This window comes from Bradyrhizobium sp. USDA 4501 (genome assembly GCF_054062115.1).
In genome coordinates this window covers 1,907,106-1,923,039 of record NZ_JBSSEX010000001.1, presented here as the reverse complement: position 1 = coordinate 1,923,039, position 15,934 = coordinate 1,907,106, and the positions used below count along the sequence as shown (strand labels likewise).

The following is a 15,934-nucleotide window of genomic DNA, read 5'->3' as shown; positions in this document are numbered from 1 at the left end:
TGCGACAGTCGTCCCCTGCGGCCATCTGCGCATCGATGCGCTCGCGCAGCCATTGCAGCAGCCGGCTAGGGGCTCAACTGCCCCTCCGCTGTTTTGCCCGTGCAGGTCAATGTCTGGAATGCTTAACATCTTCGTGACCATGGGCCGCACATCACGCCCTCGCTCGCCGCCGCTCGGCCAGCGCGAAGGGCAACCGCTTTCTGTCCACCGCCTTCCCAGCTATTTGACACTCTGAGCTTGCGTCTACGGCCCACCGATCCCCTGCCACAGCCAACGCGCCACCGCGGCGGGCGAGGAGTTCGCATCGCGGCCACTGGCACGCAAATTAGCTTCGCGCATCGCCGTGATGTCGATCCGGCCAAGCAGCGGCTTCAGCGCCGCCTGCAACGCCGCATCATGCGCCCGCCGCGGTGCCAGCAGCAGGACCGCATCATAGGGCGGGATCGCGTGCTTGGGATCGGCCAGCGTCACCAGGTCGTATTCCTTGATCCGCCCCTCGCTGGTATAACCCGCGATGACGTCGACGTTGCCGCTCGCCACGGCCGCATACATGAAATCCGGCTGCATCTGTCGTTGCGTGCGAAATGCGAGGCCGTAAGCCTTGTGCAGGGCGGTCCATTCGGGGCGCGAGAAGAACTCGTAGTCGCCCGCAATCGACAGCGTCGCCGCGTGCGCGGCCAGGTCGGTGATCGAGTGAATACCGAGTGCATCGGCGCGCTGCCGCGGCATCACCAGCGCATAGGCGTTCTCGAAACCGAGCGCGCCGAGCAGGGTGATGTCCTGCTTTGCCAGGATCTCCTTCAACTCGGCGAGCAAGGTTTCGCGCGGCGGCATATCGGTGCGGTGAAACTGGTTGACCCACAGCGTGCCGGAATAATCCACATAGACGTCGATGTTGTTGGCCGCGAGCGCCTGGAAAATCACGCTGGAGCCGAGCCCCTCGCGCGTCGAGGCCTGCAATCCCGCCGCCTGGAGCCGCTGCTCAATCAGCGCGGAGAGCACATATTGCTCGGCAAACGTCTTGGCGCCGATGACGTAGGCCGATGGGGTCCGTGCCATCGAAGGGATCAGCGTCGCCGCGACCAGTGCGGCGATCCCGACGCTGCCGAGCATGGTGCGGAGGCGTTTGCGCTCGCGCAATCCGCGCTCGATGAGCGTTAATAGTTGATCGACCGCGAGCGCCAGCAGCGCCGAGGCGACGCAGCCGAACAGCACGAGCACCCAGTTTTGGGTCTGCAAGCCGGCGAAGATGTAATTGCCGAGGCTGGTCTGCCCGATCGGCGTCGATAATGTCGCGGTCCCGATCACCCACACCGCCGAGGTACGAATGCCGGCCATGATCACTGGCAGCGCCAACGGCAATTCCACTGTGAACAGCGATTGCCGCGGCGTCATTCCGACCCCTTGCGCCGCCTCAAGCAACGCGGGATCGACGCCGTTCAGCCCGGTGATGGTGTTGCGCAGCACCGGCAGCATGGAGTAAAGCGCCAGCGCCAGCATGGCGGGCAAAAATCCGAACGCGGAAAAGTCGAAGCCGAACCAGTGAAGTGTCAACGACGCAATGGCGAGCAGAAGCGGGTAGAACAGCGCGAGCAGCGCCAGTCCTGGCACGGTCTGGACGACGCTGGCGAGGCCCAGCAGGATGCTACGGATCACGGCATCGTTGCGTGCGAGGATCGCGAGCGGCAGGCTGATCACAAGCCCGAGCGCGAGCGCTGCCAGGCTGACCTGAACATGGCTGCCAAGATAATCCGGCAGGTGCGCCGCAGCGTCGCGCCAACGAGGGTCGGTCAGGAAACTCATCCCGCGCTTGCTCCTGGGAGCAGGGCGTTTAGCCGCTCAGCCTGGCGCCTGGGCGTACGCAATAGCTCCGCCACATAGGGGTCGTTATTGTTTGACAGCTCAGCCGGCTGACCTTGCGCCATAACCCGTCCGGCCCGCATCACCGCGATGCGATCGGCAAGCAGCAACGCCTCTGTCATGTCATGGGTGACCATGACCGTGGTCAAGGCGAGACTGCGATGCAGCGCGCGGTACTCCTCGCCGAGGGTATCGCGGGTCAGCGGATCGAGGGCGCCGAAGGGTTCATCCATCAGCATGATGCGGGGGCGGGCGGCGAGCGCCCGCGCCACGCCTACACGCTGCTGCTGCTGCCCGACAGTTCATGCGGAAGGCGATCGCGATGGAGGGAGCGATCGAGCCGCACCAGGTCGAGGAGCTCGTCGACCCGCGCGGCGATCTCGGCGGTGGGCCAGCCGAGCAGTCTCGGTGTGACGGCGATGTTGTCGAAAACGCGCATGTGTGGAAACAGCCCGCCGCTCTGGAAGACGTAGCCTATGCGCCGGCGCAAGCGCACCGGATCGATGTCGCGCACGTCCTGGCCCTCCACCATGATGCAGCCGCTGTCGGGATCGAGCAGGCGGTTGGCGAGCCGCAACAAGGTGGATTTGCCGGAGCCGGATGCGCCGACGATCGCCAGGAATTCGCCCGCGGCAATATCGAGCGAGACATCGTCAACGGCTGTGATGCGTTCGCCGTCGTGACCGTCGGCAAAGTGCTTCCCGACATGGGCGTAGACGATCAGCGGTGCGAGTGCCATGGTTGGACTGGACCTGTGCGCGAGTGTCCCGAATCCGAACTTCGCTTCATTCTGCGGGAAGGACGCTCGCAAGTCTATGCGGGACTGCCGCGACACGAGGCAAGACGGTTGGTGGTTTGAGACTCGGAATTGGCAATGGCGTCGCCGCACTCCGGTACGAAACGTACCGTTGCGCTTCTCACACGCTTTGCAGAGGGGGACCTTCGTGGTGGCCGCGCTCTTCGCGCCAAGCTAGGCAGAGCGCAGTGGCGAGCACAGCTTCCATCCGGTCCAATGACCTCCATAACGTTGAACGCTCCCCTGGCCACGGTTGCTTTCGTCGCATGTAGAGCGCCTCCTAAACGAGGAATACGGGAATTGGCCGGAATCTTGGACCTGTCGAGCTCCCTATCAGCTAGGCTTTCGCTGCCGATGAATGTCGCACAGCAGTTAAGTGGACGGTGAATCTCGGCTTGGAGCAGGCAGGAACGCGTCTACCGTGTATGTTCCCGCCGCCATTGCGGGCGGCAACTTGGGGTTAGTGCTGTGCCAGGTCGGCGGCCATTTGTTTGGCAGGTGTCCCCACATATTGAGCTGTGCCAGGGCGTCGAACAGCCCAAGGTATTGATAGTAGCGCACGCCTTCGACATCACTCGAGATCGGGCAGCCAAGCGTCACGAGGTGGAGGTCTTGCGTTCGCTCCGACGGAAGGAACGGATCGCATTTCCAATCTGCAGGGCGCCCTTGCTGTGTCCAACCAGCAGCCTGAACGGAGTCTCGCGATGAAGGACGAGCGCGTGCAGTACGTCCGAGGAGCCAGACCCGTGGCGAAAAACGGGTGCGCCATGAAGCGTCTTCGCGTCCGGTGTGGACGCGGACAGTTGACGGCCGATGCTCGCGGTCCGGGGCGTGGCATTGGCGAGAGTGTTCTGGATCAGGCTCTTTGCATGCACATAGTCGTAGAGGCCGAAGCCGAACCACCCTCCAAGTGCCTGTAGCATGACGTCCGCCATGCCGTATCCGGGAACAATCGCAAGCACGGGCTGTCCGAGCGCGCGAGAGATGTCCCATGCCATCGCGGCGCTGCTGAGCGCCGAGCTCCCAACTCCCGTAATCGTGGCGATCTCGACAGCGCGCGTCTCCGCGTGAGGTGAAGCCAGGAACAGCTCCACATCTGTATATCTGTGGACGTAGGGCGCAGTATTGGCGTCGATCAGGAGAAGTGAGCCTTCCGGATCGCTGAGCGCATCGAACTGGACGATGCGGGAAGGAGGTTTCTCGAGCAAAAGCGCTTTCCGGTTTTCAAGGCCAGCAGGGCAATGCATGAGCGCCTTAACCGTGACGAGACTCCAAATTGATCAACTCGCCGTCTGAGGTTGTCTAAGAGAGGACAGTCAAGATCGGTTCCGGAGCGATGTTGTAACTGTAAGCGGTCTTGCAGACGCTGCTGGGTGCCGTGGAACAGAGCTGACCAGCGGCAGATCTCGGGCACGCGAGCGCTCGACAGCACCCGGCGGACAGTTTGGTGATGCCGATCACGACTAGGCGACCCGCTTCAATTGGTTTCCCGACAGCTCGAGGTGGGCGGGCTTTGGCTGTTCTGCTTCTGTGTCAGCCCACTTCAGTAGCGTCAGTTCGGCTGAGAAGCCTGGCCCGAAGGCGCCCAAGATACCGAATGATCCAGGCGCTTGCTCCTCATGCGCCAGCACGTGTTCCAGCACGAATAGCACAGTTGCGCTGGACATATTTCCATGAAGTCGAAGTGTCTCATAGCTGGAAAAGAAGCTCTCAGAGGACCTGCCAAGGCCCCGCTCACAAACTTCCAATACTTTTCTCCCGCCGGGATGAAAGATAAAGCTCTTCACTTGGCTGGGAAGGATGCCATCCTCCGCGAGCAACGATCGCATTGCGCTTGGCATCAATTCGCTAATCATTGATGGAATGCGCTCGGAGACCACGACCTCAAATCCCGAGTCGCCAAAATGCCAGCCCATTAGAGAAGTCGAGTCCGGGTGAAGCAAACTCGTACTTCTCACGATATCCAGCTTGCCAGAACCGCTTTCAGCTGGCCCGATTAATAACGCGGCAGCGCCATCTCCAAAGAGGCTTGAGGCGACAACGTTCTTTGGCGTGAGATCATTCGGTTGGAATGTAAGGGAAGTCAGCTCCACAGCAACGAGGAGAATGCGTTCGTTGGTTGCCCGGCAAAGGGCTCCTGCTAAGCTAACTCCTGATGCTCCCCCAGCGCATCCGAGGCCAAAAATCGGCGTCCGTCCCACATCTGGTCGCAACCCGACCTTGAAGATCAGGTCCACGTCGAGACTAGGGGTCGCTATCCCTGTCGTCGAGACGAACAAAACCCGATCGACTTGCTCGGGCTTAACCCCAGCCCGGTCGAGACAGAGCACTGTCGCTTTGCACGCGAGCTCCTTCGCCCAATCCAAGTAGATCTGGTTGGTCTCACTTATGCGATGCTCGCTGAGAAGCCATTCGGGCTCAACACAAAAGAAGCGCTGATCGACTAACGCATGATCGAATACTGTAAGATATCTCTTCAGCTTCTCCATTCTGGATACGAAGTGGTGACCCGCCAATGCCTTGACGTCGGTTTGAGAGAAACGAAACGGTGGCAAAGCCGTTCCAACAGCCAAAATTCTGGGCATCAGTTACTCTCGTCGCTCGACAGAGATTCACACCAAAGCGAAGATCAAGGACGTCCGCGACATCCATGCGTTAGTTCACGTGGACCAATCCGATGTTGATGTCCTGCCCAATGCGGGCAGTTCCTGCGGCGCCCGTTTGAAAAGCCTGCGATTCCGGTTGGGCAAAAGCCAATGATCGGAGGGCCCATGAACACGCAATCGTACTCAGCGCTGACGGCCTAGTGGGCAGAAAAAGAAGCTTTACGTCCACCCCTGCTGCACCGCCCCGTTGGCCCTCGCGGCCGTTGACGAGGAGCGGCGGAGTCGCAAGCTCGCGCAGCCGATATTTATTGCGGGCGACTGTAGTAGCGCCTGTTACGTACACAAGCACCTCATTCCGGGTGTAACCGAACGGGTCCTTAACCGGGCCGCCTGTGACAATCTGGCTTTCATCCTGAAGGCCCGGCAGAACGAGTTTAGCGTTACAGTCTTCGGGATTGGCGCAGTTGCCTTTCACCGCGATGCCGAACACCGAGTTCGCGATCTGCCAGCGGAAACCGATTTCACCGCCGAGCGGGCCTCCTGTCGCACCAGGATACGTCAGGGCAGGAGGCTGCGCACGGACCACATCTCCGGCGTTGACGTACTCCCAGCATCGACGGCCACCGCCGCGATTGATACCGATGTCTGAACCGCTTCGCTGGCAGAGCCGCGTGGCCAGATCGGCGACAGCTGCGACCAGCAAGATGATGACTATCGTGCCCAGGAGCAGCCGTTTCATTCTTCTCGACCCAAATCGAGGTCAATGTTCTTGAGGGGTTCACGGACGCGGATGCATGCCATGTGTCTGTCTTGTTGATCAATTGATAGGCTTGGTAGGTGACTGGAAAGATTGTGTCCGCCTCTGGGAATGAATGGCTCGTCTGCCGAGCAAGCAGGCGCACCAGATTGACCAGGCGCGGATCGGATTTCGATGTGGCCACGGTTGCAGCCGGGCTCCGGGCGCCGTATCCGGTTGGGTTCATGCGTCACTACTACGATAGAGGCGAATGCTCATCACCGATGCCGACGGCTTGGCCTCAATTCGAACGATGTTCGACGAACGGTTTCGCGGGCGACCAATCACAGAAAACGATTTGCTGAACGCGGAAAAGACCCGCGAACGCGACCGCCGAATTCTCGCATTCTGGACGTTTTGATATCCGAGCCAGAACTGGTGCGGCGACTAGAACTATATTTTGCCGCCTATGACGAGCCTCTCGGCACGAATGTCGACAGAGAAGGTGATGCGCGAGTACGGGCTCAGCTTCTGGGTTTTTGAAAGCTGGCCGACCAATCCGAGGGAAGCGCCGATTGTTTGCTTCTGGATTGGACCACGTGGTGGCGTGACGGAAGATGGGACGTGAATTGTTGCTTCCGCGCAAAACGATCGAGAAGGTGGGAGAGACTGCTGCCCTTTCAGCTGCCGATGGCTCGTCGTTTGCTGAAGCTACCGCAAAGTTTGCTACACGCCAAGGAAGTCAACGCCGTTAGCCTGACCTACGAGAATGGCAATGCTCCCAGCTACATCGAGATGGTCGGACACAATATCAGAACAATCGCAAGCGCCTTGCGGACTAACGCGCTTGCCCCGCCGCGCGATCCAGCGCTAAGGGCCCCGGCCGGACTCGATCAGCACGGACCTTTGGCGGTGATGCTTGTGATCTGCCAAGCGTCGGCCGTGCTGCGCGTGGTAGTCGCCACCGTCTCGATCAGCATTCGACACCCAAGCGACCCACGACATCAGGCAAGACCGCAACCTAGGCACATGTTCCGACGGCGTTGCCGATGACTGGTTCCTGACGGGCTCACATCTCGTTGCGGGCATCGCCAAAATACTTGGCGACGACCGATTCGATTTCGTTCGACATGTCAACCTGCCGCGAAATCCCGTCAGTGTATCCGACGGCCGCCAGGCCTATCGACGATGGCAACACGGCTTGCCGCGACAAACTCATATGATTCCGCACAGAAGGCCGCGCGGGACTTTGTCCAAGCGGAAACAGACAGACGGAAGCCGGGCATCTCCGACGCGCGGCGCAACAGACCGTTTCTGGCGAGCCACCGAAGCCCGGTGGCATCTTGAGTGCGTTGCGTCGCTCGCCGCTCGTTGGTGCCGATCTCGACCTGACGCGCCCCCCGTGAAGAAGGGCGTAAGGCCGATCTGTGACGCGTTATCTTCTCGACACCAACATCATCAGCGACATCGTCAATCCTGTCGCGCCACCCCTTGAAACGCGATCAGGATCGCTCTAAGCGTGGGCAAGGCATCATGCCCCGCCGCCCGGTCATCCGCTCCTGACCGCCAGTCGGCTCATCGCAACGGTAGCAAACCCAAATAGATGGAAACCGTTGCTATGAACACCACCACCACCAAGATCCGTGAAGATCGCCTCCGCCGGCGGCTGACCAAGGGCGGCTATACTCTGGCCAAGGCGCCAGCCCGCTCCTGGCTGCGCAAGTATTACGGTGTCGGCTACATGGTACTTCAATCCGGCCACATTCTGCTCGGCTGGGCCGGCCGCCAGTACACCGCCACGCTCGAGGAGGTCGAGGCGTTCGCCATGAGGCGGTGAAGCGCGCCGCCGGAGCGAGCGCGCTGGCTTCCAAGCATGCCGAGAATCAGGGTATACAGTTTCCTGACCTGCACTTTCGGGCGCAGGAGTTCGATGCTTTAGAGCAACCAGCAGGTCAACGCTCTTGATGCCCGCGCCGGGCTATTCCAAGAGACGCTTCCGGGTCCAAGACGCACTTGGTGACGGGAATCATCCCAACCGCGATATTCCGCGCGGTGGAGGTTGGTTCCGTTACCGCAATGGCCGGAAACATCCCCACAGCTCGGATCGCATAACTGAAAGCGATCCTGACCAATGTCGATCTACGTCTACCTCTCTGATCCGACGACCAAGACCCCCCTTGAAATAACTACGGGTTTCCCGTACATTGTGCAGAGCGTGATCCGAACCCCGACATTCCTTGCCGACGCAGCATCGGCTGGCCTCTCGGAAGAGGAGCAGATGGCCATCGTTACCGCGATCGCCGAAGATCCGACGCAGGGCGATATGATGAAGGGGACCGGCGGAGCTCGCAAAGTGCGTTTCCCTGGTCGCGGTAAAGGCAAGAGTGGCGGATATCGGACCGTCCACTATTTCGCGGGCAACGACGTGCCGGTCCTGCTGCTGGCCTTAATCAACAAGGGAGAGGCGGCAAATTTGAGCAAGGCGGAGCGGAACGCCCTCAAGAAAGAACTTGAGGGATATGCGGATGACTATCGAAAAGGAGTAGCGATCAAGGTTGCTTCAATCTCAGGTCATTGAGTGTGTAGTTGGGTTTTGAGTGTTCGGTGTGACGAAGTGTGAAGTGTGTCTGGAGGGATAACGATGACCACCCTTGGTAAGCGGCTGATCCAGTCGGCGAAGGAGGGCCGCGCGATCGCGCGCGGCGAGGCCGATCCGGCGACTTACAAGACGTTCGTGCCGGCAACGATCGATGTGAAGGCAATTCGAAAGAAGGTCGGACTGACGCAGGAGGAGTTTGCCCTGCGCTTCTCTGTCAAGCTCGCCAGCCTGCGAGATTGGGAGCAAGGGCGATATGCTCCCGATCAGACCGCGCGCGCCTATCTGACGATTATCGATCGTGATCCGGACGCCGTGGAGCGCGCGCTCGCGCAAGAGTCTGAAGCCGCCTGAGTGGTGGGCGCGGCCACCCACACACGCGCACACCCGCGTTATTTTTCGATGGTCGTCGAAGTATGGCCGTCGACCGTGTCGGCGCGCCAGGATCGAAGCCGAGGCTCAAGGCCGATCCATCACATGCGGCGGCTCACACCCCAAACCCCAATAATTTTTTGCGCCTCGCCGAGGCCCTTCGCTGGGCTCGAGGAGACGATCCGCAAGGTCCGAACCAAGCTTGGTCTGTCGCAACGCAGGGCCGGCGCCGTTTTCCGGGGCGGGCCGAGTGCATTCGACAAATATGAACGAGGTCTGACTACCGTAGGATCGGCGATGAAACGTCCCCGTACTGTCGTTACGGTACATGAGTCGTAACGACAGTACGTGCAAGCGGTTCCTTAGAAAAGGAACTCGGTAAGCCTTACGTAGGATCCTGCGTCGGCCATTTTATTGAAGTATATATAAGTAACCTTTATTATGGATCTGGACTTGGCTCCTCTGCGAAAGGTTTCCGTTGAAGCGCGATCATCTCACTCACGCCGTGCGGGAACGATTGAAGCGGCTACCGGCGCCCTATGCGGCGCATTATGGCGTGGTTCCGCTGCCCCCGCCTGAGGACGGCGTTGCCGTGGGGTCGATCCTTGCCCGGCTCAGGGCGGCGGATACAGCCTTGGTGCGCATCGAGACGCTCGCGGCCGAACTAAAGGACCCGTATCTGATCAGCCGCATCTTGCCACGGCGGGAAGCTGTCAGCAGCTCGGCGATCGAAGGCACCAACAGCACGCTTGACGAATTGCTGTCCGGCGAAGAAAGCGAAGATTCCCAGCTGAGCGAGGCGCTAGTTCAGGTGCGTGACTACGCGCTCGCGCTCGATGACTTCCTGCCGCGGGCCAGACAAGAGAAACTGGAAATCTTTACAAGCGGTTTGGTGCAGGATCTGCATCGCGCCGTCATGCGCGGCGACGCCGAATACAAAGACAAGCCCGGCGATCTTCGCCAGGTTGTGGTCTGGATCGGCGGCAAAGGCGATCTTGCTTACTCGACCTACAATCCGACGCCGCCGTCGGACATTGCCGCGTGTCTTGAGGACACGATGAAGTATATGCGCTGCGAGGGCATGCAGGCGATGTACCAGAGCTTCATTGTGCGAATGGCGGTTGCGCATGCACATTTCGAGGCAGTCCACCCGTTTCGTGATGGCAATGGCCGCGTTGGCCGTCTGCTGTTGCCATTGATGATGGCCGCTGAAGGCATGATGCCGATTTACCTGTCACCGTATATTGAAGCCCACAAGACAGCTTACTACGAATCGCTCAAGGCGGCTCAGCAGCGCCTCGAATGGCACGAAGCGGTCGGCTTCATGGCGGACGCGATTGTCGGCACCACAGATGAGCTCCTGAAGACCCGCGACGCCTTGTCTGCTCTTGGCGATCTATGGCGGAAGCGGCGGAAGTTTCGCCAGGGTTCAGCCAGCCTGCGCGCACTCGATGTTCTGCCGCACTATCCGGTGCTGACCGTCAAGCGTCTGGCCTCGCTTCTCAGCATTACGGTGCCTGCAGCCTCGCAAGCGGTAGAACAACTGGTCGAGCATAAAATCTTGAACGAGCGTACCGGCTATGCGCGCAACCGCGTCTTCACCGCGCCCGACGCGCTATCGATCATTAACCGCCCCTTCGGCGAAGAACCCATTCTTTCCGGTGCGGACACCTGACGGCCGCCATGCCAGGCTGACAATCGGTGGCGCCGCGAGTTGCGGCTTCGCCCCGCCGTCGGTCATGCCGTCGGCTCGGACTTCCGTAAGACGCCAAGCGATTTTCCATAGCACGCGATCCCGCAAATGCTCAATGATCACGCCGGAGAAAGGGAGATTCGGTAGATGGTCGAGGTGATTTCTCCGAAGGACTCTCAAGAGAGTGGTTGACCTTGCATCGATGCACAGCATCACGAGTGATGCGCTCATAGCGATGAGCAAGGACGATTATCAGGTTCTCCGTCGCGCGGCGACGCGCGCGCGGCTCGACAGGAAAGCGCGTTTCGTCTGCGCGAAATGCGGACATGCCGTCTATGCTCCGCGCGAAGGCCGGACCGGCCGGCCCTATTGGAAACACCGGGTGCCCCGCAACTTTGTCCCTGGTGGACGGGGACGCCGGGCACCAACACTCCGGCGGCTAACAGCTTGCCTCTTCTGTCCGAACGCAAGCGAGAAGCGGCTCCGCCGCGATATCGCACTGTCGATTTCCCAGGTCGAACCAGTGGCCTCAAAGGGCAGGCGAGGCTGTTTGATGCCGTAACGTTGCCCGGCGGACACCTGATTGTCAGCTTCAGACCCAATGTCGGGAAGCTGACCTGGCGATGCGGTACGACGCGTCAGAAACCGCTGTTTTCCAGACGGCATACGGCTTGCACAGTCGAGTTGCGGGCGGCGTGACATAGTGCGTGCACGCTCGCAACACGAATTTCGCGACTGTTACCCAGTCGCAAGAGCCTGCGGGCTCGCCTTGTGCGTGCCCGTCCGAGGATAAGACAATGAAAAAGTCTGTTATGCGCGCCGGGTTGCTCTCGATCATATGTCTGACAGTCGCGCTGCTCCACGGGCAGTCCGGTGCGACGCCGGCGGACGATCCGTTCCTCTGGCTCGAGGAGTCCGAGGGGCCGCGCGCATTGGCCTGGGCTCAGGCCGAGAACGAAAAGACGCTCGGCTCGCTGCAGTCGGATCCTCGCTATGATCGCCTTTATCGGGACGCCCTAACCATCCTCCAGGAAAAACACCGGATTCCGTACGTTTCGCTGGGAAGACAAGGTCTCGAAAATTTCTGGCAGGACGAGAGCCATGTGCGTGGCATCTGGCGGCGTACCACCCTTGAGAGCTATCGCAGCGAGGATCCCCGATGGGAGACCATCCTGGACATCGATGCGCTCGCTGCCGCCGAGAACAAGAACTGGGTCTACAAGGGGCGCAGCTGCTTTGGACGCCGTTGCCTCGTCGAACTTTCCGATGGTGGCAAGGACGCCGTGTCCATACGCGAGTTCGATCGTGACGCCAAAAGCTTTGTTACAGGTGGATTCGAGCTGCCAGAGGGCAAGCAGAGCGTCAGCTGGCTCGATCGTGACACTGTCCTTGTTGCACGTGATTGGGGCGAGGGGACCACGACCGAGGCTGGCTACGCTTTCGTATTGAAGGAACTCAAGCGCGCTCAGCCGCTCGATCAGGCGCGCGAAATCTTTCGTGGCGAGCGCACCGACTTCAAAATTGTGCCATTGGTGCTTGGTGAAGGGCGGATCCATGTGACCGGCGTCGCCCGTCGGATCAACGGCTTCGAGCGCCAGTATGTGCTGTTCGGGCCCGCGGGGCCGATCGCGCTCGATCTGCCGAAGAAGTCGGCGATCGTCGGCATCGCGAGTGGCCGCCTGCTTGTGAAACTGGACGAAGACTGGATGCGGAGCGGCGAGGCCAGCTTCAAGGCCGGCTCAATGATCTCGTATGACTTGGCCGAATGGAAGCAGGATCCGCTACGGGCCAAACCATCTGTCGTTTTCCAGCCCAATTGCCGCCAGGCACTCCGCGGATTTGGCAGCAGCAGGAATTTCCTGGTGCTGACGATTTTGGACAATGTTCAAAGCAAGGCATTCGTCTACAGGTACGATCAGGGCAGATGGCATGCCAAGCCGATCCCGCTGCCGGAGAATGCGAGCGTCAGCCTATCAGCCGTTTCCCAGCAAGCGGACGAGATGATGTTTAGCGTCTCTGACTATCTCGCGCCAACGTCGCTTTGGTACTTTGATGCCGAAAGCAAACGGCTCGAACTCTTGAAGACAGCACCTGCGGCGTTCGACGCATCGAAGCATGTCGTCGAGCAGTTCAAGGCAACTTCGCGCGATGGTACGAGGATTCCGTACTTCCTGGTGCGACCAAGGAGCGCAAGATTCGACGGGGCAATCCCGACGTTGCTCTATGGTTATGGCGGGTTTCAGGTTCCGCTTCTCCCTTCCTACGCAGGAACTGTAGGTCGGCTATGGCTCGAGCAGGGGAATGCGTATGTTGTTGCCAACCTGCGCGGAGGCGGCGAGTTCGGTCCACCATGGCACGAGGCTGGCCAGGGGGCAACGAAGCAAAAGACATGGGATGATTTCATCGCGGTCGCCGACGATCTGATCCGCCGGAAAGTCACAAGTCCGCGCCGGCTCGGCGTGATCGGCAGCAGTCAAGGGGGCCTGCTGGTCGGCGCCGCAATGACCCAGCGCCCCGACCTTTTCAACGCGGCGATCATACAGGTGCCGTTGTTCGACATGCTTCGATTCACCCACTTGGGCGCCGGCGCGTCCTGGACCGCCGAGTATGGCGACCCGGCCATTCCCGAACAACGAGAGTGGATCGAGGGCTACTCGCCCTATCAAAAGCTGGTACCGGGCAGGAGCTACCCGGAGCCTTTCATTTTCACCTCCACCAAGGACGACCGCGTCCATCCAGCGCACGGCCGCAAGGCCGCCGCAAAGCTTGCTGCGCTTGGCCAACCTTACTTCTACTTTGAGAACCTCGATGGGGGCCACAGCGCCGCGGCCAATCTCATCGAACATGCGCGCCGGCTGGCTCTGGAATACACATACGCATCCAGGCGGCTTTCCCCCCGAGCCACCAGGAGCCGCACCCTAAGCATAGGTCGACGGCACTATGGTCGTAAACCTCAGCTCTTCATGCCGGTGAACGAGCTGACGTCAGCAAAGTCGAGGCAGGCGATCAGCTTCTTGTAAACTGCATCATAGACCTCTGGGGCCGGCACCACGAGGCGGAGCAGACAATCGGTTTCGCCGGTTAAGCGAGAGGCTTCGAGGATTTCCGGAATATCTGCAATGGCCCACCGGAAATCCTCAAGCCAGCCATCGAGTGGCGCGACGGCGGACACCTATGAACACAGTCATCGCTACGTTGGTTTTGCTTCGGTCAACCAGGGCGACGCGCCGATCAGACCGTCGTCCTCCACGGTGCTTGACGCGCCGCCAACAGGCGGACACCGAAAGATCGCTCGATCCGGCAAGCGTCGTCACGGGAGTCGTTGCGTCGAGCTGCAACTTGTCCAGAATCTTTCGGGCGACGGCATGCCCTTTCAGCCGGCTTCGCAGCTCGGGTGAGAAGAGTTTTGCCATCGCAGAGATAAGGCCTTTGATTTGCACTTTCCAGAGAGATCGCAAGAAAAAATGCCGAGATTTGCCAGCCGAAGGCGCGGCACGCCTGTGTCGCCTTCGTATCAAGTGGAGATCGTAAAGTGCAGCGAACCATCGGGCTAATCGGGGGAATGAGCTGGGAAAGCACGGCCATCTATTACAAGGAAATCAACGAGATCGTCCGTCAGCGCCGCGGCGGTCTCGCCTCGGCAGACATCTTGCTTCGCTCTGTTGACTTCGGCGATATCGTCGCCCTTCAGAAGGCGGGAGAATGGAAACAAGCCGCTGCTTATCTGGCGCGGATCGCCCGGCAGTTGGTCGATGCAGGCGCCAGCTGCATCCTGATCTGCACCAATACGATGCATGTGATTGCCGACATTGTTGCTGCCGAGCTGAGTGTGCCGCTCATCCACATCGTCGATGTGACCGCTGCGGCTCTGCTCGCCGCTTTCGTCAAGCGACCACTCTTGCTTGGGACGCGCTATACGATGGAGCAGCCGTTCTATTGTGATCGCCTGCGGCAGCGGTTCGGCCTTTCGCCGGTCATACCGGCGGAGCACGAGCGGAGCCGGATCCACGATGTCATTTTCGATGAGCTGTGCTGCGGCACGGTTTCTGATCACTCGCGCCAGGAAGTTATCGACATCATTGCGCGAGGTCGCGCCCGGGGCGCCGACGCGCTCATCCTTGGCTGCACGGAGATTGGTCTTCTCATCGGTCCCGAACATACACAATTGCCGGTGTTCGATTCGGCGAGGCTGCATGCCAGGGCGGCAGCTGACTTCGCAGAGGGCAGTGGTCGGCTCATGCCGCCTCCCTAAGCGCGCAGCGACAATCGCATCGCCGATCGACGTCTGATCTCGTCCGCGGTGAAGCCACCTGGCCGTTCCAGCGGTCTCAACGCGCTGCATGCCATCTCGGGCAGCGCGCAGCTCATCAAGGAAAATTGTTCGCTTGAACTTAGCAGTTTGTCAGATTGGCTTCACTGCCCCGCTGATTTCCGCTCGCTAGCCAGCTGAGACAGTTACAAATTCATCTCTTATCTGCGTGCGACCATGGCATGACGTTTGCTCAGTTAGCTGAGAGCCTGCGGTGCTGTATTCGCGCCGCGAGGAGCAGCGAAGGAAGGAAACAACTTGCCAAATCTGCGACCGGAAACGCTTTGTCTGGCCGGCAACATCACCAGCAGCATTCTCGACCATGCCAACGCAGGCGGCCGCACCGCGAACATGGGGGAGCGTCAAGGTGGCACGTGCACGCCTTCGGCTCTGCTGCGGCATACCCTCGCGCCGATATTTTTGTCCAGACGCCGACGATGGCTCGGGAGGCCTTTCGGGTGTCGCCGATGCTTCGGCAGTGCGCGGAAGCCGCGCTTGCCGGTCAGTACAACGACCTCCTCCAGCTGCCGCAACAATGAATTTAACGTGTATCCGACAATCGAACGCCATGATTGTGCGTAGCCTGCACGATGTTGAAGCGACCGATCACTTCGTTGATTGGGGCAATGGTACGAGCCACCGCCTCCTGACGGAGAAGGACGGCATGGGTTTCAGCGTCTGTCACACCGTGGTCCGCGCTAACACCGTTTCGCTTCTGCAATACCGCAATCACCTCGAAGCCTGCTACTGCATCGCCGGAGAGGGAGAGGTCGAGGACATGGACGGCAATGTCTTCTCCATTCGTAAGGGCGACATGTATGTACTTGACAAGCATGACAAGCATCTTCTGCGCGGAGGGAAGGACAAGGACCTGATCCTCGTCAGCATCTTCAACCCGCCCCTTAACGGAACCGAGCGCCACAAGCTCAACGACCCGGCAGGCTCGACATATTGAGCAAGGCGAAG

General features: G+C 60.1%; 15 protein-coding genes and 1 pseudogene. 9 read left to right on the top strand and 7 right to left on the bottom strand.

Features of this window, described 5'->3' with window-relative positions:
- Positions 1-243: 243 nt before the first annotated feature.
- The 5 genes and pseudogenes from ACVWZM_RS08765 to ACVWZM_RS08745 form a co-directional block, all read right to left on the bottom strand.
- Positions 244-1,803 carry an ABC transporter permease/substrate-binding protein gene (locus tag ACVWZM_RS08765; protein ID WP_456852626.1) on the bottom strand — a complete coding sequence of 520 codons (1,560 nt, stop codon included), beginning with the start codon at positions 1,801-1,803 and terminating at the stop codon, positions 244-246.
- Positions 1,800-2,599 (bottom strand): annotated as a pseudogene (locus ACVWZM_RS08760) (ATP-binding cassette domain-containing protein). The gene ACVWZM_RS08765 and the pseudogene ACVWZM_RS08760 overlap by 4 nt, the downstream one beginning before the upstream one ends.
- Positions 2,600-3,252: 653 nt before the next feature.
- Positions 3,253-3,864 carry a hypothetical protein gene (locus ACVWZM_RS08755; RefSeq protein WP_456852624.1) on the bottom strand — a complete coding sequence of 204 codons (612 nt, stop codon included), beginning with the start codon at positions 3,862-3,864 and terminating at the stop codon, positions 3,253-3,255.
- A gap of 255 nt (positions 3,865-4,119) precedes the next feature.
- Positions 4,120-5,241: a type III polyketide synthase gene (locus ACVWZM_RS08750; protein ID WP_456852622.1), complete on the bottom strand. Its 1,122-nt coding sequence runs from the start codon at positions 5,239-5,241 to the stop codon at positions 4,120-4,122.
- 70 nt (positions 5,242-5,311) lie between these two features.
- Positions 5,312-6,001 (bottom strand): outer membrane protein, encoded by a 690-nt coding sequence (locus ACVWZM_RS08745; protein ID WP_456852620.1) that lies wholly within the window; start codon positions 5,999-6,001, stop codon positions 5,312-5,314.
- Between the two features lie 268 nt (positions 6,002-6,269).
- Between ACVWZM_RS08745 and ACVWZM_RS08740 the strand changes: the two genes are divergently transcribed.
- The 7 genes from ACVWZM_RS08740 to ACVWZM_RS08710 all read left to right on the top strand — a co-directional run bounded on the left by ACVWZM_RS08740 (position 6,270) and on the right by ACVWZM_RS08710 (position 13,679).
- Complete coding sequence (locus ACVWZM_RS08740) at positions 6,270-6,419, top strand: hypothetical protein (protein ID WP_456852618.1); 150 nt, start codon at positions 6,270-6,272, stop codon at positions 6,417-6,419.
- 1,197 nt (positions 6,420-7,616) lie between these two features.
- Positions 7,617-7,835, top strand: a complete 219-nt coding sequence (locus tag ACVWZM_RS08735) for a hypothetical protein (RefSeq protein WP_456852616.1) — start codon at positions 7,617-7,619, stop codon at positions 7,833-7,835.
- A 294-nt stretch (positions 7,836-8,129) separates the two neighbouring features.
- Entirely contained in the window at positions 8,130-8,576 is a 447-nt protein-coding gene (locus ACVWZM_RS08730; protein WP_456852614.1) for a type II toxin-antitoxin system RelE/ParE family toxin, read from the top strand.
- Positions 8,577-8,639: 63 nt separating this feature from the next.
- Positions 8,640-8,948, top strand: coding sequence for a helix-turn-helix domain-containing protein (locus ACVWZM_RS08725; protein WP_456827036.1), 309 nt, complete (start codon positions 8,640-8,642; stop codon positions 8,946-8,948).
- Positions 8,949-8,996: 48 nt separating this feature from the next.
- Positions 8,997-9,305, top strand: coding sequence for a type II toxin-antitoxin system MqsA family antitoxin (locus tag ACVWZM_RS08720; RefSeq protein ID WP_456852612.1), 309 nt, complete (start codon positions 8,997-8,999; stop codon positions 9,303-9,305).
- 139 nt (positions 9,306-9,444) lie between these two features.
- Complete coding sequence (locus ACVWZM_RS08715) at positions 9,445-10,641, top strand: Fic family protein (protein ID WP_456852610.1); 1,197 nt, start codon at positions 9,445-9,447, stop codon at positions 10,639-10,641.
- A gap of 815 nt (positions 10,642-11,456) precedes the next feature.
- Positions 11,457-13,679: a prolyl oligopeptidase family serine peptidase gene (locus tag ACVWZM_RS08710; protein ID WP_456852608.1), complete on the top strand. Its 2,223-nt coding sequence runs from the start codon at positions 11,457-11,459 to the stop codon at positions 13,677-13,679.
- Here the strand turns inward: ACVWZM_RS08710 and ACVWZM_RS08705 are convergent.
- Positions 13,613-13,831, bottom strand: a complete 219-nt coding sequence (locus ACVWZM_RS08705; protein ID WP_456852606.1) for an Lrp/AsnC ligand binding domain-containing protein — start codon at positions 13,829-13,831, stop codon at positions 13,613-13,615. The two genes, ACVWZM_RS08710 and ACVWZM_RS08705, sit on opposite strands and share 67 nt — an antisense overlap.
- Positions 13,797-14,072 (bottom strand): AsnC family transcriptional regulator, encoded by a 276-nt coding sequence (locus ACVWZM_RS08700; RefSeq protein WP_456852604.1) that lies wholly within the window; start codon positions 14,070-14,072, stop codon positions 13,797-13,799. Before ACVWZM_RS08700 ends, ACVWZM_RS08705 begins: the two co-directional genes overlap by 35 nt.
- Positions 14,073-14,191: 119 nt before the next feature.
- Between ACVWZM_RS08700 and ACVWZM_RS08695 the strand changes: the two genes are divergently transcribed.
- Entirely contained in the window at positions 14,192-14,911 is a 720-nt protein-coding gene (locus ACVWZM_RS08695) for an aspartate/glutamate racemase family protein (protein ID WP_456852602.1), read from the top strand.
- A gap of 625 nt (positions 14,912-15,536) precedes the next feature.
- Positions 15,537-15,923, top strand: coding sequence for an ectoine synthase (locus tag ACVWZM_RS08690; protein ID WP_253624401.1), 387 nt, complete (start codon positions 15,537-15,539; stop codon positions 15,921-15,923).
- Positions 15,924-15,934: the final 11 nt, after the last annotated feature.

Bases quoted from the DNA above. Each gene is read 5' to 3' on its own strand.
- ACVWZM_RS08725 (WP_456827036.1), top strand. From the start codon at position 8,640: ATGACCACCCTTGGTAAGCGGCTGATCCAGTCGGCGAAGGAGGGCCGC.
- ACVWZM_RS08720 (WP_456852612.1), top strand. From the start codon at position 8,997: ATGGTCGTCGAAGTATGGCCGTCGACCGTGTCGGCGCGCCAGGATCGA.
- ACVWZM_RS08730 (WP_456852614.1), top strand. From the start codon at position 8,130: ATGTCGATCTACGTCTACCTCTCTGATCCGACGACCAAGACCCCCCTT.
- ACVWZM_RS08745 (WP_456852620.1), bottom strand. From the start codon at position 6,001: ATGAAACGGCTGCTCCTGGGCACGATAGTCATCATCTTGCTGGTCGCA.
- ACVWZM_RS08735 (WP_456852616.1), top strand. From the start codon at position 7,617: ATGAACACCACCACCACCAAGATCCGTGAAGATCGCCTCCGCCGGCGG.
- ACVWZM_RS08690 (WP_253624401.1), top strand. From the start codon at position 15,537: ATGATTGTGCGTAGCCTGCACGATGTTGAAGCGACCGATCACTTCGTT.
- ACVWZM_RS08740 (WP_456852618.1), top strand. From the start codon at position 6,270: ATGCTCATCACCGATGCCGACGGCTTGGCCTCAATTCGAACGATGTTC.
- ACVWZM_RS08765 (WP_456852626.1), bottom strand. From the start codon at position 1,803: ATGAGTTTCCTGACCGACCCTCGTTGGCGCGACGCTGCGGCGCACCTG.
- ACVWZM_RS08700 (WP_456852604.1), bottom strand. From the start codon at position 14,072: ATGGCAAAACTCTTCTCACCCGAGCTGCGAAGCCGGCTGAAAGGGCAT.
- ACVWZM_RS08750 (WP_456852622.1), bottom strand. From the start codon at position 5,241: ATGCCCAGAATTTTGGCTGTTGGAACGGCTTTGCCACCGTTTCGTTTC.
- ACVWZM_RS08710 (WP_456852608.1), top strand. From the start codon at position 11,457: ATGAAAAAGTCTGTTATGCGCGCCGGGTTGCTCTCGATCATATGTCTG.